Origin of the sequence: Saccharothrix sp. NRRL B-16314, from assembly GCF_000716595.1 — a bacterium.
In the GTDB taxonomy this organism is placed as follows: domain Bacteria; phylum Actinomycetota; class Actinomycetes; order Mycobacteriales; family Pseudonocardiaceae; genus Actinosynnema.
In genome coordinates this window covers 54,290-77,154 of record NZ_JNXC01000020.1, presented here as the reverse complement: position 1 = coordinate 77,154, position 22,865 = coordinate 54,290, and the positions used below count along the sequence as shown (strand labels likewise).

Sequence of the window (22,865 nt, the reverse complement as noted above, 5' to 3'; positions counted from 1 at the left end):
CCTCACATAGCCGCCGTACTCACCGGTAAACAAGACTGCGGAGCATGATGGACCCGTCAGGCGAGTTGGCGCTGGCCGCCGAGTTCCCCACCCCTGACCGAGAGCAGTGGCTGGAACTGGTCCAGGGTGTGCTGCGGAAGTCGGGTGCCGACTTCGGTTCTCTGATCACCACCACATACGACGGCATCGAGGTCCAGCCGCTCTACACGGCCGACGACCAGGTGCCGGACGCCGGTTTTCCCGGTCTGGCCCCGTTCACCCGCGGCGGTCGCCCCCAGGGCGCGGTCGAGGGCTGGGACGTGCGGCAGCAGCACCGGGTCGCGGACCGCGAGGCGGTCATGGCCGACCTGGAGAACGGCGTCACGTCGCTGTGGCTCAAGGGCCTCGACCCGGCCGCGTACGACGACGTGCTGGCCGACGTCTACCTGGACCTCGCGCCGATCGTGGTCGACGGCGGCGAGGGCTTCCTCGACGCGGGCCGCGCCATGCTGCGGGTCTGGGACCAGCGGCCGGTGCTGCCGAGCGAGGTGCGGGGCAACCTCGGCGCGGACCCGTTGGGCGTGCGCGCCCGCACCGGGCAGCCCGCCGACTTCGCCGCGTTGACGGATCTCCTGGGCAAGGCGCGGGCGTTCCCCGAGCTGCGAGTGGTCGTTGTGGACGGTCTTCCGTTCCACGAGGCCGGTGGCTCGGACGCGCAGGAACTCGGCGCGTCCCTCGCGGCCGGTGTCGCGTACCTGCGGCACCTGACCGGTACCGGGCTGAGCGTCGCGGAAGCCGTGCGGCTGCTGGAGTTCCGGTACGCGGCGTCCGCCGACCAGTTCCTCACCATCGCCAAGTTCCGCGCCGCCCGGCGCTTGTGGGCCAGGGTCACCGAGGTCGCCGGCGCGCCGAGCGCGCAGCTCCAGCACGCGGTCACGTCGCCCGCGATGATGACCCGCCGCGACCCGTGGGTGAACATGCTCCGCACCACCCTGGCGTGCTTCGGCGCGGGCCTCGGCGGTGCCGACGCGGTGACCGTGCTGCCGTTCGACGCGGCCATCGGCCTCTCCGACGACTTCTCCCGGCGCATCGCCCGCAACACCCAGTCGCTGCTGCTGGAGGAGTCGCGGCTGGCCGGCGTGATCGACCCGGCGGGCGGCTCCTGGTACGTGGAACGGCTCACCGACGACCTCGCGCACGCCGCGTGGGCGTGGTTCCAGGAGATCGAGGCCGCCGGCGGGCTGCCGGCGGCGTTCGACCTCGTCGCCGACCGCATGGCCGTGACCTGGGAGAACCGCCGCAAGCGGCTGGCCGACCGGTCCGACGCGATCACCGGCGTCAGCGAGTTCCCGAACCTGGCCGAGCAGCCCGTCACCCGCCGATCCGCGCCCGCGGAACCGGGAGGCGGCCTGCCGCGCGTCCGGTACGCCGAGGCGTACGAGGCGCTGCGTGACGCGGCGGAGGCGACCCCGGAACGCCCGAAGGTCTTCCTCGCCACGCTCGGCCCGGTGGCCGCGCACACCGCGCGGGCGTCGTTCGCGGCGAACCTGTTCCAGGCGGGCGGCATCGAGACGCCGAACGCCGGTCCCACCAGGACGGTCGAGGACGTGGTCGAGCGGTTCCGCGAGAGCGGCGCCCGGATCGCGTGCCTGTGCGGCAGCGAGACGAGCTACGCCGAGCTGGCCGCGCCGGTGGCGGAGGCGCTGCGCGCGGCGGGTGCCGAGCGCGTCCTGTTGGCGGGCAAGAAGTCGACTGCCTCCGATTCCGGCGCGCAGATCGACGAGTACGTGTTCATGGGCTGCTCGGCGCTCGACGTGCTGGAGCACACGTTCGAGGCACTGGCCGTCCCTACCTCAAGCGGAGTCCAGCGATGATCCCCAACTTCGCCGAGGTCGACCTCGGCGAGCCCACCGCCGCCACCGCCGCGCAGTGGCAGACCGCCCTCCAGGAGGCGACCGGCAAGGGTGCGGACGCGCTGATGTGGGAGACGCCGGAAGGCATCGGCGTCAAGCCCGTCTACACGGCCGCGGACACCGAGGGCCTCGACTTCCTGGGCACCTACCCCGGTATCGCGCCGTTCATGCGCGGCCCGTACCCGACGATGTACGTGAACCAGCCGTGGACCATCCGGCAGTACGCCGGGTTCTCCACCGCCGAGGAGTCCAACGCCTTCTACCGCCGCAACCTCGCGGCCGGCCAGAAGGGCCTCTCGGTCGCGTTCGACCTGGCCACCCACCGCGGCTACGACTCGGACCACCCGCGGGTGGCCGGTGACGTCGGCATGGCGGGCGTGGCCATCGACTCGATCTACGACATGCGGCAGCTGTTCGACCGCATTCCGCTCGACAAGATGAGCGTGTCGATGACCATGAACGGCGCGGTGCTGCCGATCCTGGCGCTGTACGTCGTCGCGGCCGAGGAGCAGGGGGTGGCGCCGGAGCAGCTGGCCGGGACCATCCAGAACGACATCCTCAAGGAGTTCATGGTCCGCAACACCTACATCTACCCGCCGCAGCCGTCGATGCGGATCATCTCCGACATCTTCTCGTTCACGTCGCAGCGGATGCCGAAGTTCAACTCCATCTCGATCTCCGGCTACCACATGCAGGAAGCCGGCGCGACGGCCGACCTGGAGCTGGCCTACACGCTCGCGGACGGCGTGGAGTACCTGCGCGCGGGCCGTGACGCGGGCCTGGACGTCGACGCGTTCGCGCCCCGGCTGTCGTTCTTCTGGGCCGTCGGCATGAACTTCTTCATGGAGGTCGCCAAGCTGCGCGCGGCCCGGCTGCTGTGGGCGAAGCTGGTGAAGGGCTTCGACGCGAAGAACCCGAAGTCGCTGTCGCTGCGCACGCACTGCCAGACGTCCGGCTGGTCGCTCACCGCGCAGGACGTGTTCAACAACGTCGCACGCACGTGCGTCGAGGCGATGGCCGCGACCCAGGGCCACACGCAGTCGTTGCACACCAACGCGTTGGACGAGGCGCTGGCGCTGCCGACGGACTTCTCCGCGCGCATCGCCCGCAACACCCAGCTGCTGCTCCAGCAGGAGTCGGGCACCACGCGGGTGATCGACCCGTGGGGCGGCAGCGCGTTCGTGGAACGCCTCACGCACGACCTGGCGCACCGCGCGTGGTCGCACATCAGCGAGGTCGAGGCCGCGGGCGGCATGGCGCAGGCCATCGACGCGGGCATCCCGAAGCTGCGCATCGAGGAGGCCGCCGCGCGCACCCAGGCGCGGATCGACTCCGGCCGGCAGCCGGTGATCGGCGTCAACAAGTACCAGGTCGAGGTCGACGAGCACATCGACGTGCTCAAAGTGGACAACGCCGGCGTGCGCGCGCAGCAGCTCGCGAAACTGGCCCGGTTGCGCGAAGAACGCGACCAGTCCGCAGTGGACGGTGCGCTGGACGCCCTGACCCGGGCGGCCGGCGCGGACGGGAACCTGTTGGAGCTGGCCATCTCCGCGGCCCGCGCCAAGGCCACCGTCGGCGAGATCTCCGAGGCGCTGGGCAAGGTCTGGGGCCGGCACTCCGCGCAGATCCGCACCATCACGGGGGTTTACCGCGAGGAGGCCGGCTCGGTGTCCAACGTGGAGTCGACGCGCGAGGTCGTGGCGGCGTTCAACGAGGCCGAGGGCCGCCGTCCCCGCATCCTGGTCGCGAAGATGGGCCAGGACGGCCACGACCGCGGCCAGAAGGTGATCGCGACCGCGTTCGCCGACCTCGGCTTCGACGTGGACGTCGGCCCGCTGTTCCAGACCCCGGACGAGGTCGCCCGCCAGGCCGTCGAGGCGGACGTGCACATCGTCGGGGTGTCGTCGCTGGCCGCCGGTCACCTCACGCTGGTGCCCGCGCTGCGCTCGGCGCTGGCCGAGTCCGGCCGCGAGGACATCATGATCGTGGTCGGCGGCGTGATCCCGCCGCAGGACTTCGACGCGCTGCGCGAGGCGGGCGCGGCGGCGATCTTCCCGCCCGGCACGGTCATCGCCGACGCGGCCGGTGACCTGCTGCGCAAGCTCGCCGTGCAGCTGGGCCACGAGGAGTTCGCGGCCGAGCAGCCGGGACGAGATGGCTAAGCGGATCGACGTCGGCGAGTACGCCAAGGGCGTGCTCGCCGGCAACCGCGGCAAGCTGGCCCAGGCCATCACGCTGGTCGAGTCGACGCGCGCGGACCACCGGGTGCTGGCGCAGGAGCTGCTGGTCGAGCTGCTGCCCCACGCCTCCGGTCCGTCCGGGACGGGTGCGCACCGCATCGGCATCACCGGCGTGCCCGGCGTGGGCAAGTCGACGTTCATCGACGCGTTCGGCTCGATGCTGACCGAGCAGGGTCACCGGGTCGCGGTGCTGGCGGTGGACCCGTCGTCCACCAAGACCGGCGGCTCGATCCTGGGCGACAAGACCAGGATGGCCCGGCTCGCGGTGGACCCGGCGGCGTTCATCCGGCCGTCCCCGACGTCCGGCACGCTCGGCGGCGTGGCCAAGGCGACCCGCGAGTCGATCGTCCTGGTCGAGGCGGCGGGCTACGACGTGGTGCTGGTCGAGACGGTCGGCGTCGGCCAGTCCGAGGTCGCGGTGGCGAACATGACGGACTGCTCGCTGTTCCTCACCCTCGCCCGCACCGGCGACCAGCTCCAGGGCATCAAGAAGGGCGTGCTGGAGCTGGCCGACGTGATCGCGGTCAACAAGGCCGACGGGCCGCACGAGCTGGACGCCCGCAAGGCGGCGCGCGAGCTGGCCGGCGCGCTGCGGATGCTGCGCCCGCCGGACGCCCTGTGGCACCCGCCCGTGCTGACGTGCAGCGGTCTGGACGGCACCGGGCTGGACGCCGTGTGGCAGCAGATCGGCAAGCACCGGGCGACCCTGGAAGAAGCCGGTGAGCTGGCCGAACGGCGTCGTCGGCAGCAGGTGGACTGGACCTGGGCGATGGTGCACGACCAGTTGCTCACGAGCCTGCGCGCGGCGCCTGCCGTGCGCGCGGTCGTGCCCGAGGTCGAGCGGCAGGTGCGTGATGGCGAACTGACCGCGACGCTGGCCGCCGAACGCATCCTGGGCGCGTTCCGCGAGTTCGAACGCGGTGTGTGAACGAGCAGGACCACTACGCGACGTGAACGGTCACCGGTTTGGACGACCACTGACAGTGGTAACCACGGAAGGCGGTGGCTAGGCTTGGCGGCCATGTGGCGATCTGTGCTCGCGGTGTGCCTGCTGGTACTGGCCGGTGTCTTCACCGTGTCCGGCACAGGGACCGCTGTGACGACATCGTCGCAGGTGGCGGCGGTGCAGACGGAGAGCCTGGCACCCGGCGGCTCGATCGAGCTGGCTCCGGCCGCCCCCGGTCCCGTGGTCGACGCGCCGCAGGAGCCGACCCCCGAGAAGAGCGCCGAGACGCGCCGGAAGTTGTGGCTCGGCGGTATCGCGGTGCTCCTGTTCGCCCTCGTGTACTGGCGCAACAAGAAGCGGTGGTCGAAGTGGCGTGCGGGTCGTAAGAAGGGGTGACTCCCACCCAGTGGGAGCTTTTCGGCGCTGTGTGGTCGGCTTTGAGCATGACCTGCGCAGACGTGATCGGTCTGACCGAACATCGAGCACCGCTTGGCGCAGCCCCGCGACCGGTTGCCGGTTGATCAACCCGAGGTGCGTCGTGCCCGCCGGACCGTGATGCAGGATGGAAGCAAATGGGTACCGACTTCAAGATGAGCACGCGCTCGGCCGTCGAGCGGTACTCGACTGCGCTGGTAGACCTATCGCACAGCATCCACGCGGAGCCTGAGCAGGCGTTCGCCGAGCACCGCAGCGCGGCCAAGGTGGCCGACCTGCTCGCCGCCGAGGGCTTCGAGGTCGAGCGCGGCGTCGCGGGCCTGGAGACGGCGTTCACCGCGTCGTTCGGCTCTGGTGAGCTGGTGCTGGGCCTGTGCGCGGAGTACGACGCGCTGCCCGAGGTGGGCCACGCGTGCGGGCACAACGTCATCGCCGCCGCCTCCACCGGCGCGGCCCTCGCGCTGCGTGACCTCGCCGACCGACTGGGCCTCACGATCAGGGTGATCGGCACCCCCGCGGAAGAGGTCGGCGGCGGCAAGGTGCTGATGCTCGAACGCGGGGTATTCGACGACGTGTCGTTCTCGATGATGGTGCACCCGGCCCCCTACGAGGCCGTCGCCGCCCGATCGCTGGCGATCACCGACGTCGAGGTCCACTACACCGGCAAGGCCTCGCACGCCGCCGCCGCGCCCCACCTCGGGGTGAACGCGGCGGACGCGATCACCGTCGCCCAGGTCGCCATCGGCCTCGCCCGCCAGCACCTCGAACCCGGCCAGATGGTCAGCGGCATCGTCACCCGCGGCGGTACCGTCCCGAACGTGGTGCCCGCGCACACCTCGGCGATGTTCGACCTCCGCGCCGACGACCTCGACTCCCTGCGCCGGCTGGAGGAGCGGATCAACCGCTGCTTCGAGGCCGGCGCGGTGGCCACCGGCTGCACCCACGAGGTCGTGAAGGTCTCGCCGGTGTACGCCGAACTGACCCCGGACCCCTGGCTCGCGGACGCCTACCGGCGCGCGGCCGTCGAACTGGGCAGGAATCCGATGAGCCCCGAGCAGGAGCTCAAGGAGAAGATCGGCAGCACCGACATGGGCAACATCACCCGTGCGCTGCCGGCCATCCACCCGACCATCGCCATCGACTGCGGAGACGCGGTGAACCACCAAATCGAGTTCGCGACCGCCTGCGCGTCGGCCTCGGCCGACCGCGCCGTCCTCGACGGGGCACTCGCCCTTGCCTGGACCACAATTTCCGCTGCCACCGACGGTGCGCAGCGCTCTCGACTGCTGGTGGGTGCGGCATGACGGTAGTGGACTCGCTTCTGCCGGAGGAGGGTGCCGAGGTGCTGTTGACCGAGCGTGGGGTCAGCATTGCCCCTGTGGATGATCCCGGTGAGGGTCGCGGACCCTCGTGGCTGGACGACTGGCTCGCGGCGAACGCGGCCGAGGTCGTCGCCTGGCGCCGGCATCTGCACGCGCACCCGGAGCTGTCGCGGCACGAGTACGCGACGACGGAGCTGATCGCGGACGTGCTGCGCTCCGCCGGCCTGAAGCCGCGCGTGCTGCCCGGTGGGACCGGTCTGGTGTGCGACGTCGGTTCGGGCCCGCGCTGCGTGGCTCTCCGCGCGGACATCGACGCGTTGCCGTTGCCGGAGAAGACCGGTGCCGCGTATTCGTCCACTGTGGATGGTGTGTCGCACGCCTGCGGGCACGACGCGCACACCACCGTGCTGCTGGGCGCCGCGCTGGCGCTGGCGTCCGCCACCGAGCTGCCGGGTCGGGTGCGGCTGGTGTTCCAGCCGGCCGAGGAGGTCATGCCGGGTGGCGCGCTGGACGTGCTGGCGGCGGGTGGTCTCGACGGGGTGGAGCGGATCTTCGGGCTGCACTGCGACCCGAGGCTGGAGGTCGGCCGGATCGGGACGAGGATCGGTGCGATCACGTCGGCCAGCGACATGCTGGAGCTGCGCCTGACGTCGCCCGGCGGTCACACCTCCCGGCCGCACCTGACGGCCGACCTGGTGCACGCGCTGGGGACGGTCATCACCGGTCTGCCGGGCCTCTTGTCGCGCCGTGTCGACCCCCGTTCGGGCACGGTGCTCGTGTGGGGCGCGGTGCACGCGGGTGAAGCGCCCAACGCCGTGCCGCAGGACGGTGTCCTGCGCGGGACGCTGCGGACGGGCGACCGCGACATCTGGGCCGAGCTGGAGCCGCTGATCAAGGAACTGGTCGGCGCGCTGCTGGCCCCGACCGGCGTGGGCTTCGACCTGCACCACCGACGTGGCGTGCCTCCGGTCGTCAACGACCGCGAGAGCACCATGCTGCTGCGGGCGGGGATCGAGGCGGCGCTGGGCGAGGACGCGTTGGCGGGGACCGAGCAGTCGTCCGGTGGTGAGGACTTCGGCTGGTACCTGGAGCACGTGCCCGGCTCGTTCGCGAGGCTGGGTGTGTGGGACGGTGCCGGCAAGATGCGCGACCTGCACCAGCCCGGCTTCGACCTCGACGAACGCGCACTCATGGTGGGCGTCCGCGTCATGGTCCACGCCGCCTTGGCCGCTCTTGCCTGACCGTGCGGGGTCCACTTGGGCCCTGTGAATACCGTGGGCTTTCCTCGGCTGGTCGCGGATGATCCCTGCCGTGACCAGCCCTGAGGCGCGCTTGTACGAGGCCGTCGCCGGCTGGGAGTACGACCTGCCCGGCCTGCGGGTGCTGATCGACGCGGCGTGCACGGCCCGGGTGGACGGGCTCGACTCGCCCGCGTTGCGCGATCTGGCGGGCGCGTTGCCGAGGGACCGGCTGTCGGACGTGACCGAGTCGACGAAGACTGCGCTGGACGAACTGCGCGTGCCGTGGCCCGGCACCGTGCCGCCGGGGTACCGCGTCGCGGCCGGGGCGGGGTGGTTCGGCGATCCGGGACGGACACCCTCCGCCTGGAGGTCGTGCCGCACCGCTCAAGCTCGGAGGTGCGCGTCCACGTCAACGACGTCGACGTCATCGGCGAGTCCGGGCTGACCGGCGTCGACCAGTCCGCGGGAGTCGCCGTTCGACGTGCGGCTGAGCCGAGGCGTCACCTTCACCGCCACCGACTACGACGCCGAACTCGCCCGCCGGGCCACCGAGAGCGGGGGGACCCCCGGCTCCGGACGTCGGGTCAGCTGATCGGTTCGACGATCTCCGGTCGGGCTTCCGGCGCCGAAGAACGCACGGCGTCGGCGGCCGGGTCGTCCGGCTCGGCCTGCGACGCGCGCTCCGCGTCCACCCGGGCCGTGTACACCGACACCTCGTGCGCCACCCGCTCCTCGTCCCACCCGTGCACCCGCGCCATCAACCGGGCCACCGGCAACGCGCACGTCACCCCCCGGTGCGGGTACTCGATCGAGATCCGCGTCCGCCGGGTCAGCACGTCCTCCAGGTGCAACGCCCCCTCGTGCGAAGCGGCGTACACGACCTCGACCTGCAAGTAGTCCGGCGCACCCGGCACGGGCTTCAGCAGCTCCGGGTCCGCCGACTCCAGCACCTCGTGCACCAGCGACCCGTACCGGTCCAGCAGGTGCCGCACCCGGTACGGGTGCAGCCCGTACCGCGAAGCCAGCTGGTCGGCCTGGTTCACCAGCGCGTGGTACCCGTCCGCCCCGACCAGCGGCACCTTGTCCGTGATCGACGCCTGGATCCGCCCCGGCAGGTCGACCGCCGCCGCGTCCACCGCGTCCGCGCCCATCACCCGGTACGTCGTGTACTTCCCACCGGCGATCGCCACCAACCCCGGCGCCACCCGTGCCACCGCGTGCTCACGCGACAGCTTCGACGTCGACTCGCTCTCACCCGCCAGCAACGGCCGCAGCCCGGCGTACACGCCCTCGATGTCGTCGTGCGTCAACGGCGTCGCCAGCACCGTGTTGACGTGCGTCAGGATGTAGTCGATGTCCGACCGCGTCGCCGCCGGGTGCGCCAGGTCCAGGTTCCAATCGGTGTCGGTCGTACCCACGATCCAGTGATTTCGCCAGGGGATCACGAACAGCACCGACTTCTCCGTGCGCAGGATCAAGCCCGACTCGGACACGATCCGATCCCGCGGCACGACGATGTGGACGCCCTTGGACGCCCGCACCCGGAACCGGCCGCGACTGCCCGACAGCCGCTGCAACTCGTCCGTCCACACCCCGGTCGCGTTGATCACCGCGTGCGCCCGCACGGACGTCTCCCGCCCGTCCTCCACGTCGCGCACCCGCACGCCGGAAATCCGGTCCGCCTCCCGCAGGAAGCCCACGACCTGCGTCGACGACCGCACGACCGCCCCGTAGTGAGCCGCCGTCCGCCCGACCATCATCGTGTGCCGGGCGTCGTCCGCCTGCGCGTCGTAGTACCGGATGCCACCGACCAGGGCGGACGGCTTCAGCGCGGGCACCAGCCGCAGCGCACCGGCCCTGGTCAGGTGCTTCTGCCCCGGCACGGACCGCGCGCCGCCCATCGTGTCGTACATCAGCAGCCCGGCCGCGGTGTACGGGCGCTCCCACACCCGCCGCGTCAGCGGGTACAGGAACGGCACCGGCTTGACCAGGTGCGGAGCCAGTCGGGTCAGCATGAGTTCGCGCTCCCGCAGTGCCTCGCGCACGAGCCCGAACTCCAGTTGCTCCAGGTACCGCAACCCGCCGTGGAACAGCTTGGACGACCGGCTGGACGTGCCGGAGGCCAGGTCACGGGCCTCGACGAGCGCCACCCGCAGACCTCGCGTCGCGGCGTCCAGCGCGGTGCCGACGCCGACCACGCCACCGCCGATGATCACCAGGTCGAAGGTGTCCGCACCGAGGCGTTCCCACGCCTCTGATCGTTCGAGGGGGCCGAGCCTGCCTGCGGTGGCGGGGTGCTTGCGTGTAACCACGAATGCCTCCCTGATGCTCGTTCGACCGGCCAGGCCAGGACTGAACTCGACCACGTTACCGGCTGGTACGCCACCCGTGGACAACCGATGTGCGCGGAACTAGCGTCACGGACATTGTGGGGTGGGCAGCGCCGCCGAACCCGGACCGTGCTGCCTCCTGCCAAGGCGAGGAGGTCGGCGAGTGAGCAGTGGCTCGATCTTCGTGTGGGAATTGCTGGGCACCGCGATCCTGATCTTGTTGGGTGCCGGTGTCGTCGCCAACGTCGTGCTCAAGGACACGCTGGGCAACGCCGGCGGCTGGCTTCTGATCAACTTCGGCTGGGGTTTCGCGGTCTTCGCGGGCGCCAGCATCGCCGCGCCCAGCGGCGCGCACATCAACCCGGCGGTCACACTGGGCCTGGCCATCGCGGACAAGACCCCGTGGTCGCAGGTCCCCGTCTACTTCGCCGGTCAGTTCGTCGGCGCGTTCCTCGGCGCGGTGCTCGCCTGGCTGGCGTACAAAACCCAGTTCGACGCGCACGACGACCCGGCGGGCACGCGCGGCATCTTCTGCACCGGTCCGACCATCCCCAGGGCCGGCTGGAACGTCGTCACCGAGGTCATCGGCACGTTCGTGCTGGTCGCGTGGATCCTGCTGAGCCCGGGGGCGAAGGAGGCCGAAGGCGGGCTGCCGCAGCTCGGCAACTCCGCGCTCGGCTACGCGGCGGTCGCGTTCCTGGTCGTCGGCATCGGCGCCTCGCTCGGTGGCCCCACCGGGTACGCCATCAACCCCGCCCGCGACCTCGGGCCGCGCATCGCCTACGCGATCCTGCCCATCCGCGACAAGGGCAGCGCCGAGTGGGGCTACTCCTGGGTGCCGGTGGTCGGTCCGCTGATCGGCGGCGCGCTCGCCGCACTCCTGTACCTGGTTCTCCCGGTCTGAAAGGACTCCAGCACATGACGAAGTACGTGGCCGCGATCGACCAGGGCACTACGTCGACCCGGTGCATGGTCTTCGACCACTCGGGCCGGGTGGTCTCGGTCGACCAGAAGGAGCACGAGCAGATCTTCCCGCAGGCCGGGTGGGTCGAGCACGACGCGAACGAGATCTGGACCAACGCCAGGCAGGTGGCCGCCGGCGCGCTGGCCAAGGCCGACCTCACCACCGCCGACATCGCCGCGGTGGGCATCACCAACCAGCGCGAGACCGCTCTCGTCTGGGACAAGACCACCGGGCAGCCCGTCTACAACGCGATCGTCTGGCAGGACACCCGCACCGACAAGATCTGCCAGGAACTGGCGGCGGCGGGCGGGGGCCAGGAGCGGTACCGGGACAAGACCGGGCTGCCGCTGGCCACGTACTTCTCCGGCCCGAAGGTCCGCTGGATCCTCGACAACGTCGAAGGCGCGCGGGCCAAGGCCGAAGCCGGCGACCTGCTGTTCGGCAACATGGACACCTGGGTGCTGTGGAACATGACCGGCGGTGTGAACGGCGGCGTGCACGTCACCGACCCCACCAACGCGTCGCGCACGCTGCTGATGGACCTCGACACGCTGAACTGGGACGAGGGCATCGCGGCGGACATGGGCATCCCGATGTCGATGCTGCCGGAGATCCGGTCGTCGTCCGAGGAGTACGGCAAGGTCCGCGAACGCGGTGCGCTGGCCGGCGTGCCGATCGCGGGCATCCTCGGCGACCAGCAGGCGGCGACGTTCGGCCAGGCGTGCCTGTCGCCCGGCGAGGCCAAGAACACCTACGGCACCGGCAACTTCGTGCTGCTCAACACCGGCACGGACAAGGTGATGAGCGAGAACGGCCTGCTCACCACCGTCTGCTACAAGATCGGCTCGAACGACCCGGTGTACGCGCTGGAGGGTTCGATCGCGGTGACCGGGTCGCTGGTGCAGTGGCTGCGCGACAACCTCGGCATGATCGGATCGGCGGCCGAGATCGAGCAGCACGCCAGGACCGTGGAGGACAACGGCGGCGCGTACTTCGTGCCCGCCTTCTCCGGCCTGTTCGCGCCGTACTGGCGGTCGGACGCGCGTGGCGCGATCGTCGGCCTGACGCGGTTCGTGAACAAGGGCCACCTGGCCCGCGCGGTGCTGGAGGCGACGGCGTTCCAGACGCGTGAGGTGATCGACGCGATGGACGCCGACTCGGGCGTGCCGCTGAAGTCGCTGAAGGTCGACGGCGGCATGGTCGTCAACGAGCTGCTGATGCAGTTCCAGGCGGACATCCTCGGCGTGCCGGTGATCCGGCCGGTGGTCAACGAGACGACCGCGCTGGGCGCCGCCTACGCGGCCGGTCTGGCGGTCGGGTTCTGGGCGTCGGAGGACGACATCCGGCAGAACTGGGCCCAGGACAAGCAGTGGGACCCGGCGATGGACGACGAGACCCGCGCCCGGACGTACGCGCAGTGGAAGAAGGCCGTGACCAGGACGTTCGACTGGGTCGACTGACCGAGCGGGGCGCCGCCGCCGGGTGCGCGGCGGCGCCCCTCCCCGGGGTCAGTCGAGGTCGTCGTGCCGCATGAGCTGGCGGCCGGCCTCGGTGATCGAGCCGGTCAGCGACGGGTAGACGGAGAACGTGGTGGCGAGGTCGTCCACCGTGAGCTGGTTCTGCACGGCCAGCGTGATCGACAGGATCAGCTCGCTGGCGTTCGGCGCGACCACGACGCCGCCGATCACCACACCCGTCGCCGGGCGGCAGAACAGCTTCACGAAGCCGCGGCGCAGGCCTTCCATCTTGGCGCGCGGGTTCGTGGCCAGCGGCAGCATGATCGTGCGCGCGGGCACGTCACCGGAGTCGATCGCCTGCTGGCTGATGCCGACGCTGGCGATCTCCGGGTTGGTGAACACGTTCGCCGCGACCGTCTTCAGCCTGATCGGGCTCACGCCCTGGCCCAGCGCGTGCCACATGGCGATGCGGCCCTGCATGGCGGCGACGCTGGCCAGGAGCAACAGGCCCGTGCAGTCGCCCGCCGCGTAGACGCTGGAGACGCTCGTCCGGGACACCCGGTCGACCGGGATGTAGCCGCCGCGACCGGGCTCGATGCCGATCTTCTCCAGGCCGAGGCCGGCGGTGTTCGGGACCGAGCCGACCGTCATCAGGGCGTGGCTGGCCTCGATCGTGCGACCGTCTTCCAGGTGAATCAGGACGCCGTCGCCGACGTTCTCGACCCGGTCCGCGCGGGCGTGCTTGATCACGGTCGTGCCGCGTTCGGCGAACACGTCCTCCAGTACCACTGCCGCGTCGGCATCTTCGTGCGGAAGCACCCGGTCGCGGCTGGAGACCATGGTCACCTTCACGCCGAGTTCCGTGTAGGCGGAGGCGAACTCCACACCGGTGACACCCGATCCGATGACGGCCAGGTGCTCCGGCAACTCCGGGAGGTCGTAGATCTGCCGCCAGGTGAGCACCCGCTTGCCGTCGGGCTCGGCGCCGGGCAACACGCGCGGGGTCGCACCGGTCGCGATGAGCACCACGTCGGCCGGCAGGACTTCCTCCGCGCCGTCCTTGTCGATCGCCACGACCTCGTGCTGGGCGAGGCCGCGGGCGTTGTCGCAGAACTTCGCGGTGCCGTTGACGATCCGGACGCCCTCGCGCTGGAGGCGGGCGCGGACGTCGGCGGACTGCGCGAGCGCAAGGCCCTTCACCCGCCCGTGGACGACCGGCAGTTCGACCGCTGCTTCCGCGTTGTTCATGCGAATGCCCAGCTCACCGGCGTTGCGGAAGGCGCTCCGGCCGCCGGCGGAGGCGATGAACGTCTTGGACGGCACGCAGTCGTAGAGCACGCAGGCGCCGCCGAGGCCCTCGTTCTCCACGATGGTCACGTCGGCCCCGTGCTGGGCCGCGACCAGTGCCGCCTCGTAACCTGCGGGGCCACCGCCCATGATGACGATGCGGGTCACGACACGTCCTCCTCGTGGTTGTCGGTGCCATCAGCACCTTTGATAGCCGCTGGTAGCCGCGCACAACCGTACGCGGTCGGGTGTCGGAGTGTGTCGTCCGGTCTTCTGGTACCTCGCGGTGATCGGGAGGTCGCTAGGCTGTCGTCGTGCCGCTCTATGCCGCGTACGGGTCCAACATGGACCCGAACCAGATGATGGAGCGAGCCCCCTACTCCCCGATGGCGGGGACCGGGTGGCTCGCCGGATGGCGTCTGACGTTCGGTGGCGAGGACCTTGGCTGGGAGGGCGCGCTCGCCACCATCGTCGAGGACCCCGACTCGCAGGTGTTCTGCGTGCTGTACGACGTGAGCCCGCGAGACGAGTCCCGCCTCGACCGCTGGGAGGGTGCCCTCGGCCTGTACAAGAAGATCCGCCTGCGCGTCCAGACCCTGGAAGGTTCGGTAACCGCCTGGCTCTACGTCCTGGACGCCTATGAGGGCGGTCTGCCGTCGGCCCGGTACATCGGCGTGGTCGCCGACGCCGCCGAAGCCGCCGGCGCCCCCGACGACTACGTCTCCGACCTCCGCACCCGCCCCTGCCAAGGCATAGGCCCCTCGTGAGTCCTACGTTCGGAACGCGTGAGTCCTACGTTCAGGACCCCTGAGTTCAACGCTCAGGAGTTGGAACAGGCGGGTGGGGTTCCGCAAGTCCGAGACGTCGGCCCGGAGGACCTTCCAGCCACGCCGCCGCAGGTCCTCGTCACGGGCGCGGTCGGCCTCGGCTTTGTCGGCGTGCGCCGCGTAGCCGTCGTACTCCACCGCGACCCGTGCGTCCGGCCAGGCGAAGTCCAGCCGCCAGACCTCGCGGTCGGCCAGGTCGCGGACGGAGTACTGCGGCGTGGGCAAGGGGAACCCCGCTTCGGCGATCATCAGCAGGAGCGCGCTCTCCGCCGGTGACTCGGGCAGGCCCGTTGCGAGATCGAGCAGGAAGACGCCTTGCCGCTTGCCCCGGAAGTCACGGCGGGTCGCGATGCGCACGGCGAGGTCGGCCTTGAACTCGGCGCGTTGCTGCGGTGGGAGGGCGGCGAGCGCCTGGTCCGCGCAGGCCAGGGCGGTCGAGCGATGACGGCCTCGGCAGAGGAGGTCGGCGAGGGCGTAGTCGAGCGCCATGAGGCGCAGGCCGTCGACCTTGACGACGTCCGCCGGGTCGTACTGGTAGTAGTGCACGACCAGGTCCGGGCGAGGCCGAAGCCTGCGGTCGTAGTCGAGCAGGACGTGGACGCGGTTGGTCTCGGCGGCCGTGCACCCGTGCAGCCAGACGGCCGTGTGGTTGGTCAGCACCGCGTCCGGCCCGGCCATCAGCAGTGCGGCGGCGGCCCGGGTGTGCAGGTTCGTCATCCGGTCCCGTCGGATGACCACCGTGCGGCAGTAGTTGACCAGGTGGCCGTCATTGAGCGCACGGCGCAGCCCTTGCAGGCCGAGGTGGTGGTGCAGGCGCGTGCGCGGGTAGGCCCCATGGAGGCCGGGAGGTAGTTCGATCATGTAGAACCGAGCGCCGGGACGCCGATTCCGTACCTGGTTCACCCGATCGTGCAGCGACGCCGTTCTGAGCGTTGAATTGGGGTGTTCTGAACGTTGGACTCACGGGTTCTGAACGTTGGACTCACGGGTCCTGAACGTAGGACTCACGGGGTGGGGGTGGACAGGTCTTCCAGGTGTTGGATCAGGCGGCGGCCGTCCACGGGGGAGACGGTGCTCCACGGCTGCTGGCCCGGCGTGGCGCGGCGGAGCTGGATGTAGCGGCCCTGCGGGTTGTCGAAGAACGACACGACGCGGTCCTGCCGGACGCGCTTGCCCCACTTGTCACGGGTCGCCGAGCCGAACTGGCCGCGGTTGCCCGCGTCGCGGAACATGTCGGCCAACGTTCGCGCGTCCTGCTGGCGAACGCCCCGCGCGAGGAGCGCCGCCTCCAGGTCGTCGGGCGTGCCCGCGGCGGCAGCGGCGGCGTCCAGGTCGGCGCTCGGCAGGGTCACCGAGTGACCGGGACCCGCCGGCAGGGGCGGCAGTACGGAGAGGGCTTCCCGGGGCAGGCCCTCGCTGCTCGCCGGGCGGAGGGTCAGCCGGCCGTCGTCCAGCACGGCGAGAACGCCGGACTGCCCCTTCGCCGCCGCCAGCAACCGCACGCTGCGACCGAGCCAGAGCCGGCCGTCCACCTCGTGCTGCGGACGGTTCAGCAGGTGGAGCAGGTCCTCCAGCATCGGGTCCAGCGACACCGGCCGACCCAGCCCGCGGCGGTCCAGGTCGGCCCACGCCCGTTGCTCCAGCTCGGCGCGTTCCGCGTGCGTCTTGCCGGGCGACGGCACCTTGAGCACCAGCGGCATGGTCTCCAACCGCAGGTGCTCCCACAGCACGTCGAACTCCAGCGCCGAGATGGTCACCGGTTCGCGCAGGTCGTTGCTGCCCAAGTCCAAACCGAACATCGTCATCAGTGGGTGGTGCTCTCCCCGATCACCGCAGGCGAGATCGTCCCGCCAACGCCGTAGATGTCGTCCGTCTCCCGAAGGTAGTCGGCGGCATCGTGCGTGGCATCTTCTTCGTCGTCCCCGCCACGGGGGCCGCCCAACCCGCCGAACGGGTCGAACGCGGGCGCGACCGGCGCGGGCGTGCTCCGCTTGTGCACGGTGTCGCCACCGCCGACCTGGCCGCCGGCCAGCGCGCCCGTCGACCCACCGGGGGCCGCCGTGGCGGCGTGCTGCGCGTTGGCCGCCGCGAACGCCCCGAACTCCGCCGAGCTGACCGACGTCGTGCCGCTGGACGACGACGTGCCGCCCGAGAGCACGTGCTGAGCCGCGGCGTTCTGCCCGCTCGTCGTGTCCGAGGACGCAGAGGAGCCGGAAGAACCGGAAGAGCCGGAAGACGACGAGCCGCGCCGTTCCTTGTCCGACCGACCCGCACCGCCGATCACGCCACCCGTCCCGAAAGCCGCCGAACTCGGCCCCGCCGGAACGACCGCGGCGGTAGACGGCCTGGTCGACGCGACCGGAGCCGCCGAAGACGTGCCCGTCGACCCGCCACCCGCGTAGCTGCCGGAGCCCGACGACACGGGAGGACGCCACATCGGCATGCCGCCGCGCCCACCACGACGCCAACCACCACCGCCGCCGCCGCCACGACCGCCACGAGGACCGCCGTACGCCCACCCCGGCTGCGACACGCCGGCCGAGTCGTTCCGCACCACGTCGCCCGCGCTGATCACCAGCTGCGGCGGCTGGTGGAACTGGCCCAGCGTGGTCGTGTTCGACACGGTGCTGGACGCGTACGTCGTCATCACCTCACGCGCCCGCTGCTCGGCCGCGTTCTGCGCCTTCTCCTGCTTCTCGTAGTCCGTCTGCCCGCCCACCAGGTTCGTGAGCGCGCTGACGAGCAGGTTCGGCTCCTCCGCCGTCACCTTCACCGGCGGCGGCATGTCCGAACGGGCCTTGGAGATGTAGTCGGCCTGCAACTCGGCGGAGATGCGCATCACCTCGGCGCCGGTACGGGCATCGTCCGCCCACGCCGCCAACGGGTTCAGGCCGCTGCGGGCGTGGTCCGCCGCCGAGCCCTCCCACGTGGCGCCGGAGCGCTGCACGCCGGCGAGCAACTCGGCGTTGATCTCGGTCAACGCGGTCGAGACGCCCTGCCACCGCTCCATCGAGGCGTGCGAGGCTTTCGGTCCCGGCCCGGAGTTGATCTGCCGGTACAGCTCTTCGTGGCTGTACCCGCTCCAGCGGTGTCCATCGGGCATGAACGTTCCCCTTGCCTGCGCCGGGCGCTCAGCGGCTGCCCTGCTGTCCCATCAACCCGGTGTTGTCTTCTTCGATGGACGTGTACTGCCGCTCGACCAGGGTCAACGCGTCCATGGCCGACTTGAGCTGCCGCTGGTAGTTCTCCAGCGCCGTCAACGCCGAGTCGCCGGACTCCAGCGACCGCTCGTTGAACCGCTCCGCCGCTTCCTGGCTCACCGGATCACCGGCCCACGGGCGGACCCGGACCTCGGTGATCGCCAGCTCGATCTCCTTGTCCAGCTTCGTGAGCGCGCCGGCGAACGCGCTGCGGAGGCTGGGGATCGCGCTGGGCTCAACGTTCAACGTGTGGGCCAAGGGCGGTGGTGAGCCCGTGTCAGCGCCCTGACCGTTGTCTTCCGACGCCATGGACGACTTCCCCGCCTTCCTGCTTCCCGTCGCGCATGGTCACTGTAGCCACCGGGTCCGACAGCGGGGAGTAGGTGGCGTGCACATCCCCCGCGTGGATCAACGCCGTTGCAGCAAACCGGCTACCGCCGCTTCTGCCGCGCGCTGCGCCCCTTGGCACAGAGTGTCTTGTTTCGCCGCCGTGGCGTTACCGCCGTCGCGGAACATCACGTCCAGGAACTGGCCCTCGGCGAGGTCCACTTCGACGTTGCACACGTTGTCCATGCCGGGTGTCCGCACGGTCAGACCTGGGAATCCGGCCACGGTCGTCTGCTTGGCGTCGACCTGGGCGTTCTCGCTCAGCCAGACACCGACGCCCTCCACCGTGACGAGCGTCAACCTGACCACGTTCCCGCTGATGTTGCTGCGCATGGTGCACGCCTTCGCGTTCCCGAAGCTCGATTCCACATAGGGGCTGGGCGGGTTGTCCAGGCTCAACTGGGTCCGCTGCTCCGCCGAGAGCATCGCGCACGGGTCCACTTCGTCCAGCCGGATGTCCTGTGGCCTGGGCGGCAACGACGTCACGGTGGTCGTCGTCGGCGGCAGCGGCTCGTCCACCCGGCCGTCGGCCTTCTTCTCCGGGAAGGGCGTGCAGGCGGCCAACGTCCACGCGCACAGCGTGGCGATGATCACACGAGCAACCCTCATGGGCACCTACCGTAGCCGTGTCCACACGCCAAGTGGAGACCCGGCGGTGAAGCCGCATTTCACAGCTACTCGCCGGGCCGGTTCGTCAGGTGGGGTCGCGGTGATCCGCGGCAGGTCGAGGAAGCCGAACCCGAACCGCAGCACGGCGGACGCCGCGTGCGTCGCGATCCCCTTGCCGCGCAGGTCGGGGGTGGTCCAGCAGGTGAGTTCGCCGGTGCGGGCCAAGGCGACCTCGCCGACGGCCGTCCCGGTGAGCTGGTCGCACACGGCCCAGGAGCAGCACTCCTCGGTGTGCCACTGGTCCGCCCGTTCGGCGATGTGCGCGCCGGCGGTGGCGAGATCGGGGAACAGGCCGCCGCCCACCAACGCCACCCGGTCGTCGATGCGGTCGTCGACGCGCAGTTGACGCAGGTAGAACTCGCCCGCGTTGATCTCGACGGCCTCCATGGCGCGGGAGACTAGTCGGTGACGAAGCCGTCGTGGTGCTCGGCCACTTCTTCGAGCAGCGCGCGGTGGTCGGCGGCCGGTTGGCCACCGGGGCCGGTGACCAGCTCCACCACCCAGTCGGCGTCCTCGGCGTCGTCCTCGCCCGCCAACAGGTCTTTGTGCACCGCGCACGGCGACCAGCCCGCCGCCGCCAGCTCGCGCGCCGCTTCCTCGGCGTCCTCGCGGTCGTGCAGGACCAGCAACAACGACCCGTTCACCGTGAGCCCATCCGGCCGACCAGCAGCATCGCCGCGGGGATCAGCAGGAGGATCAACGGCGTCTTCACCACGAAGAGCAGGGCGAAGCTCACGAACGCCACCGCCATCACGACGGCGCCGTTGAAGCGCGGATCGCGCCTGATGTCGCGCTGGACCGACCCGACCGGCCGCACCTCGGGTTCCACGCGGGTGAAGCTCGGGCGCGGCGCGGGCAGGTCACCGAACAACGAGTACAGGTCACCGCGGGTTTTCGCGGTGGCGACGCGGGCGGAGCGCTCGCCGAACTCGTCCACCGTCAGCCGCCCCTCGCCGAGGTGCGTGCCGAGCAGTTCGAGCGCGTGCTCGCGCTCCGCGTCGCCGATCCGGATGTCCCGCTCGCTCACACGGCCGAGCCTATTCCTTGAGCTCGCAGAGAACGGTGCCCTGGGTGACCGTGGCGCCCGGCTCGGCGGCCAGACCGGTGACCACACCGGCCTTGTGCGCGATCACCGGGTTCTCCATCTTCATGGCCTCCAGCACGACGATCAGCTCGCCCGCCTCGACCTGCTGCCCGTCCTCGACGGCGACCTTCACGATGGTGCCCTGCATGGGCGCGGCCACCGCGTCACCCGACACGGCCGCACCGCCCTTGCCGCCACTGCGCTTGCGCGGCTTGGCCTTCACCGCGGTCTTCGCGCCGCCGCCACCGCCGAACGCCAGGTCACCGGGCAGCGACACCTCCAGCCGCCGTCCGCCGACCTCGACCACCAGGGTCTGCCGCGGCTCGTCCTCCTCGGCCTCCGCGCCGTCCGAGAACGGGGCGATGGTGTTGTCGAACTCGGTCTCGATCCACCGCGTGTGCACGATGAAGCCGTCCTCGCCGACGAACGCCGGGTCGCGCACGATCGCGCGGTGGAACGGCAGCACGGTGGCCATGCCCTCGACCACCATCTCGTCCAGCGCGCGCCGCGCCCGTTCCAAGGCCTGCGTGCGGTTCTCGCCGGTGACGATCAGCTTGGCCAGCAACGAGTCGAACTGGCCGCCGATGACCGTGCCGCTCTCCACACCGGCGTCCACCCGGACACCGGGGCCGGACGGTGCGACGAACGTGGTGACGGTGCCGGGGGCGGGCAGGAAGTTGCGGCCCGCGTCCTCGCCGTTGATGCGGAACTCGATCGAGTGGCCGCGCGGCGTCGGGTCCTCGGTGAAGCGCAGCTTCTCGCCGGCCGCGATGCGGAACTGCTCGCGGACCAGGTCGACGCCCGCGGTCTCCTCGCTGACCGGGTGCTCCACCTGGAGCCGGGTGTTCACCTCGAGGAACGAGATCGTGCCGTCCACCGCGACCAGGTACTCGACCGTGCCCGCGCCGTGGTAGCCGGCTTCCTTGCAGATGGCGCGCGCGGACGTGTGGATCGCGGCGCGCTGCTCGTCGGTGAGGAACGGCGCGGGCGCCTCCTCGACCAGCTTCTGGTGGCGGCGCTGCAACGAGCAGTCGCGCGTGCCGACGACGATCACGTTGCCGTGCTGGTCGGCCAGCACCTGCGCCTCGACGTGCCGCGGCTTGTCCAGGTACCGCTCGACGAAGCACTCGCCGCGGCCGAACGCCGTGACGGCCTCGCGCACCGCGCTGTCGAACAGCTCGGGGATCTCCTCCAGCGTGCGGGCGACCTTCAGGCCGCGACCGCCGCCGCCGAACGCCGCCTTGATCGCCACCGGGAGGCCGTGCTCCTCGGCGAACGCGATGATCTCGTCCGGCCCGTTCACCGGGTCCTTGGTGCCGGGCACCAGCGGCGCGCCCGCGCGCATCGCGATGTGCCGCGCGGTCACCTTGTCGCCGAGGTCGCGGATCGCCTGCGGGGTCGGGCCGATCCACGTCAGGCCCGCGTCCATGACGGCCTGCGCGAAGTCCGCGTTCTCGGAGAGGAAGCCGTAGCCGGGGTGCACCGAGTCCGCGCCGGCGCGCTTGGCGACGTCCAACAGCTTGTCCACGGACAGGTAGCTGTCACCGGGCGTGCTGCCACCCAGGGCGAACGCCTCGTCCGCCAGCCGGACGAACGGGGCGTCCCGGTCCGGGTCGGCGTACACGGCGACGCTGGCCAGCCCGGCGTCACGGCAGGCGCGGATGACCCGGACGGCGATCTCGCCGCGGTTGGCGACGAGGACCTTGCGCAGCGACACGACGTCCTACCTCCTGGCAACTGTGGAACTTGGAGCGGCAATGGTCGGGGAGTTTAGTGACCCGTCAGTACGCGGTGACCGAGAGACAGCTCACGCTTGGTGGAACAATCCGCAATCGTGACACGCCCGCCCATGGCCGCGCTCGCGATCGCTTGCGCGGCGGTCCTGACCACCGTGACCGGGTTGGCGATCGCCTGGTCACTGCGTCCGACGGCGGTCACGGACGCCGGTGCGACGGCTCCGCGCGACGATCTCCGGTGCGGGACGACGGCGTGCCGGTCCGTGGTGAAGAAGCAGGTCGGCGTCGATTCAGTGGAGTTGCTCGTCGGTGAGGGCGCGGGCCGGATCCGTACCGGTGGGGCTTCGGGGCCGAACATCTTCGAGTTGACCATCGCGTCGTCCGGCGCGCGGATCACCGAGCAGTCGTTGCAGTGCGTCGACGCGGAGGTCGGGGTGTGCCTGGCGCGCGGCGAGGTCGGCGGCGAGGTGGTGGGCGAGGTGCTCGTGCGCAGGTCGGGGGCCTGGTCGCGGGCTCAGGTGCCGTACGTGTCGAGCGGGGCGTACTTGGCGCTGCGGGACGTGAACCAGGACGCGGTGGCCGACGTGGTGGCCGTGCAGCGGGCGTGCCCGACGGGTGCGGACTGCGCGCGTTGGTTCGTGCAGGTGTTCTCGCTGGCCGGCGGGGGTGGCGAGCTGGGCTGCACGCCCGTCGTCCGTGAGCCGGAGGCGCTGTCCGGGTGGCCCGAGGTGGCTCCGGACCCTTCGGAACTCCGTCAGTGCGGTGCATGAACGGGCACTGCCGTGCAGGAAGTGGACACCCGGCGTGTTCCGAACGTTGAACTCGGCGGTCCCGAACGTAGGACTCAC

General features: G+C 71.0%; 22 protein-coding genes. 11 read left to right on the top strand and 11 right to left on the bottom strand.

Going from position 1 to position 22,865, the window contains the following annotated elements; translation table 11 throughout:
• Positions 1-47: 47 nt before the first annotated feature.
• From OQ02_RS25210 to OQ02_RS25180, 7 genes are all read left to right on the top strand, one after another.
• Positions 48-1,853, top strand: a complete 1,806-nt coding sequence (locus tag OQ02_RS25210) for a methylmalonyl-CoA mutase family protein (protein ID WP_081915936.1) — start codon at positions 48-50, stop codon at positions 1,851-1,853.
• Complete coding sequence (gene scpA, locus OQ02_RS25205; RefSeq protein WP_033441040.1) at positions 1,850-4,054, top strand: methylmalonyl-CoA mutase; 2,205 nt, start codon at positions 1,850-1,852, stop codon at positions 4,052-4,054. The genes OQ02_RS25210 and scpA overlap by 4 nt, the downstream gene beginning before the upstream one ends.
• Positions 4,047-5,060 carry a methylmalonyl Co-A mutase-associated GTPase MeaB gene (gene meaB, locus OQ02_RS25200; RefSeq protein WP_033441039.1) on the top strand — a complete coding sequence of 338 codons (1,014 nt, stop codon included), beginning with the start codon at positions 4,047-4,049 and terminating at the stop codon, positions 5,058-5,060. Before scpA ends, meaB begins: the two co-directional genes overlap by 8 nt.
• Positions 5,061-5,153: 93 nt before the next feature.
• Positions 5,154-5,474: a hypothetical protein gene (locus tag OQ02_RS25195; RefSeq protein WP_156077307.1), complete on the top strand. Its 321-nt coding sequence runs from the start codon at positions 5,154-5,156 to the stop codon at positions 5,472-5,474.
• 176 nt (positions 5,475-5,650) lie between these two features.
• Positions 5,651-6,817, top strand: a complete 1,167-nt coding sequence (locus OQ02_RS25190) for a M20 family metallopeptidase (RefSeq protein ID WP_051772790.1) — start codon at positions 5,651-5,653, stop codon at positions 6,815-6,817.
• A complete protein-coding gene (locus tag OQ02_RS25185) occupies positions 6,814-8,076 on the top strand; it encodes an amidohydrolase (RefSeq protein ID WP_033441037.1) in 1,263 nt (420 codons plus the stop codon). Before OQ02_RS25190 ends, OQ02_RS25185 begins: the two co-directional genes overlap by 4 nt.
• A 70-nt stretch (positions 8,077-8,146) precedes the next feature.
• A complete protein-coding gene (locus OQ02_RS25180) occupies positions 8,147-8,521 on the top strand; it encodes a hypothetical protein (protein WP_156077306.1) in 375 nt (124 codons plus the stop codon).
• 139 nt (positions 8,522-8,660) lie between these two features.
• On the opposite strand, the gene OQ02_RS25175 is transcribed toward OQ02_RS25180, so the two are convergent.
• On the bottom strand, positions 8,661-10,388 hold the full coding sequence (locus OQ02_RS25175; RefSeq protein WP_033441035.1) for a glycerol-3-phosphate dehydrogenase/oxidase: 1,728 nt from the start codon (positions 10,386-10,388) through the stop codon (positions 8,661-8,663).
• A gap of 181 nt (positions 10,389-10,569) precedes the next feature.
• Between OQ02_RS25175 and OQ02_RS25170 the strand changes: the two genes are divergently transcribed.
• Together OQ02_RS25170 and glpK are read left to right on the top strand one after the other, a co-directional pair.
• Positions 10,570-11,310, top strand: a complete 741-nt coding sequence (locus OQ02_RS25170; RefSeq protein WP_033441034.1) for an MIP/aquaporin family protein — start codon at positions 10,570-10,572, stop codon at positions 11,308-11,310.
• 14 nt (positions 11,311-11,324) lie between these two features.
• The gene (glpK, locus tag OQ02_RS25165; protein WP_033441033.1) at positions 11,325-12,830 is read left to right on the top strand and encodes a glycerol kinase GlpK; all 1,506 of its coding nucleotides are present in this window, start codon (positions 11,325-11,327) and stop codon (positions 12,828-12,830) included.
• 48 nt (positions 12,831-12,878) lie between these two features.
• On the opposite strand, the gene OQ02_RS25160 is transcribed toward glpK, so the two are convergent.
• The gene (locus tag OQ02_RS25160) at positions 12,879-14,282 is read right to left on the bottom strand and encodes an NAD(P)H-quinone dehydrogenase (protein WP_033441032.1); all 1,404 of its coding nucleotides are present in this window, start codon (positions 14,280-14,282) and stop codon (positions 12,879-12,881) included.
• 146 nt (positions 14,283-14,428) lie between these two features.
• Here OQ02_RS25160 and OQ02_RS25155 point away from each other — a divergent pair, with 146 nt between their 5' ends.
• On the top strand, positions 14,429-14,881 hold the full coding sequence (locus OQ02_RS25155) for a gamma-glutamylcyclotransferase family protein (RefSeq protein WP_033441031.1): 453 nt from the start codon (positions 14,429-14,431) through the stop codon (positions 14,879-14,881).
• Between the two features lie 3 nt (positions 14,882-14,884).
• On the opposite strand, the gene OQ02_RS25150 is transcribed toward OQ02_RS25155, so the two are convergent.
• The 9 genes from OQ02_RS25150 to OQ02_RS25110 form a co-directional block, all read right to left on the bottom strand.
• Positions 14,885-15,802 carry a DUF559 domain-containing protein gene (locus tag OQ02_RS25150; RefSeq protein WP_051772789.1) on the bottom strand — a complete coding sequence of 306 codons (918 nt, stop codon included), beginning with the start codon at positions 15,800-15,802 and terminating at the stop codon, positions 14,885-14,887.
• Between the two features lie 143 nt (positions 15,803-15,945).
• A complete protein-coding gene (locus OQ02_RS25145; protein WP_156077305.1) occupies positions 15,946-16,746 on the bottom strand; it encodes an ESX secretion-associated protein EspG in 801 nt (266 codons plus the stop codon).
• Complete coding sequence (locus OQ02_RS25140) at positions 16,746-18,044, bottom strand: PPE domain-containing protein (protein ID WP_033441030.1); 1,299 nt, start codon at positions 18,042-18,044, stop codon at positions 16,746-16,748. The genes OQ02_RS25145 and OQ02_RS25140 overlap by 1 nt, the downstream gene beginning before the upstream one ends.
• Before the next feature lie 28 nt (positions 18,045-18,072).
• Complete coding sequence (locus tag OQ02_RS25135; RefSeq protein WP_231500221.1) at positions 18,073-18,387, bottom strand: transcriptional regulator; 315 nt, start codon at positions 18,385-18,387, stop codon at positions 18,073-18,075.
• 162 nt (positions 18,388-18,549) lie between these two features.
• On the bottom strand, positions 18,550-19,137 hold the full coding sequence (locus OQ02_RS25130) for a DUF3558 domain-containing protein (protein ID WP_051772788.1): 588 nt from the start codon (positions 19,135-19,137) through the stop codon (positions 18,550-18,552).
• A 6-nt stretch (positions 19,138-19,143) separates the two neighbouring features.
• The gene (locus OQ02_RS25125) at positions 19,144-19,584 is read right to left on the bottom strand and encodes a GNAT family N-acetyltransferase (protein WP_051772787.1); all 441 of its coding nucleotides are present in this window, start codon (positions 19,582-19,584) and stop codon (positions 19,144-19,146) included.
• 11 nt (positions 19,585-19,595) lie between these two features.
• Entirely contained in the window at positions 19,596-19,841 is a 246-nt protein-coding gene (locus OQ02_RS25120; RefSeq protein ID WP_033441028.1) for a hypothetical protein, read from the bottom strand.
• Positions 19,838-20,224 carry a DUF1707 SHOCT-like domain-containing protein gene (locus OQ02_RS25115; protein WP_033441027.1) on the bottom strand — a complete coding sequence of 129 codons (387 nt, stop codon included), beginning with the start codon at positions 20,222-20,224 and terminating at the stop codon, positions 19,838-19,840. The genes OQ02_RS25120 and OQ02_RS25115 overlap by 4 nt, the downstream gene beginning before the upstream one ends.
• A 10-nt stretch (positions 20,225-20,234) precedes the next feature.
• A complete protein-coding gene (locus OQ02_RS25110; RefSeq protein ID WP_033441026.1) occupies positions 20,235-21,998 on the bottom strand; it encodes an acetyl/propionyl/methylcrotonyl-CoA carboxylase subunit alpha in 1,764 nt (587 codons plus the stop codon).
• Positions 21,999-22,115: 117 nt separating this feature from the next.
• Here OQ02_RS25110 and OQ02_RS41310 point away from each other — a divergent pair, with 117 nt between their 5' ends.
• The gene (locus OQ02_RS41310) at positions 22,116-22,787 is read left to right on the top strand and encodes a hypothetical protein (protein WP_156077304.1); all 672 of its coding nucleotides are present in this window, start codon (positions 22,116-22,118) and stop codon (positions 22,785-22,787) included.
• Positions 22,788-22,865: the final 78 nt, after the last annotated feature.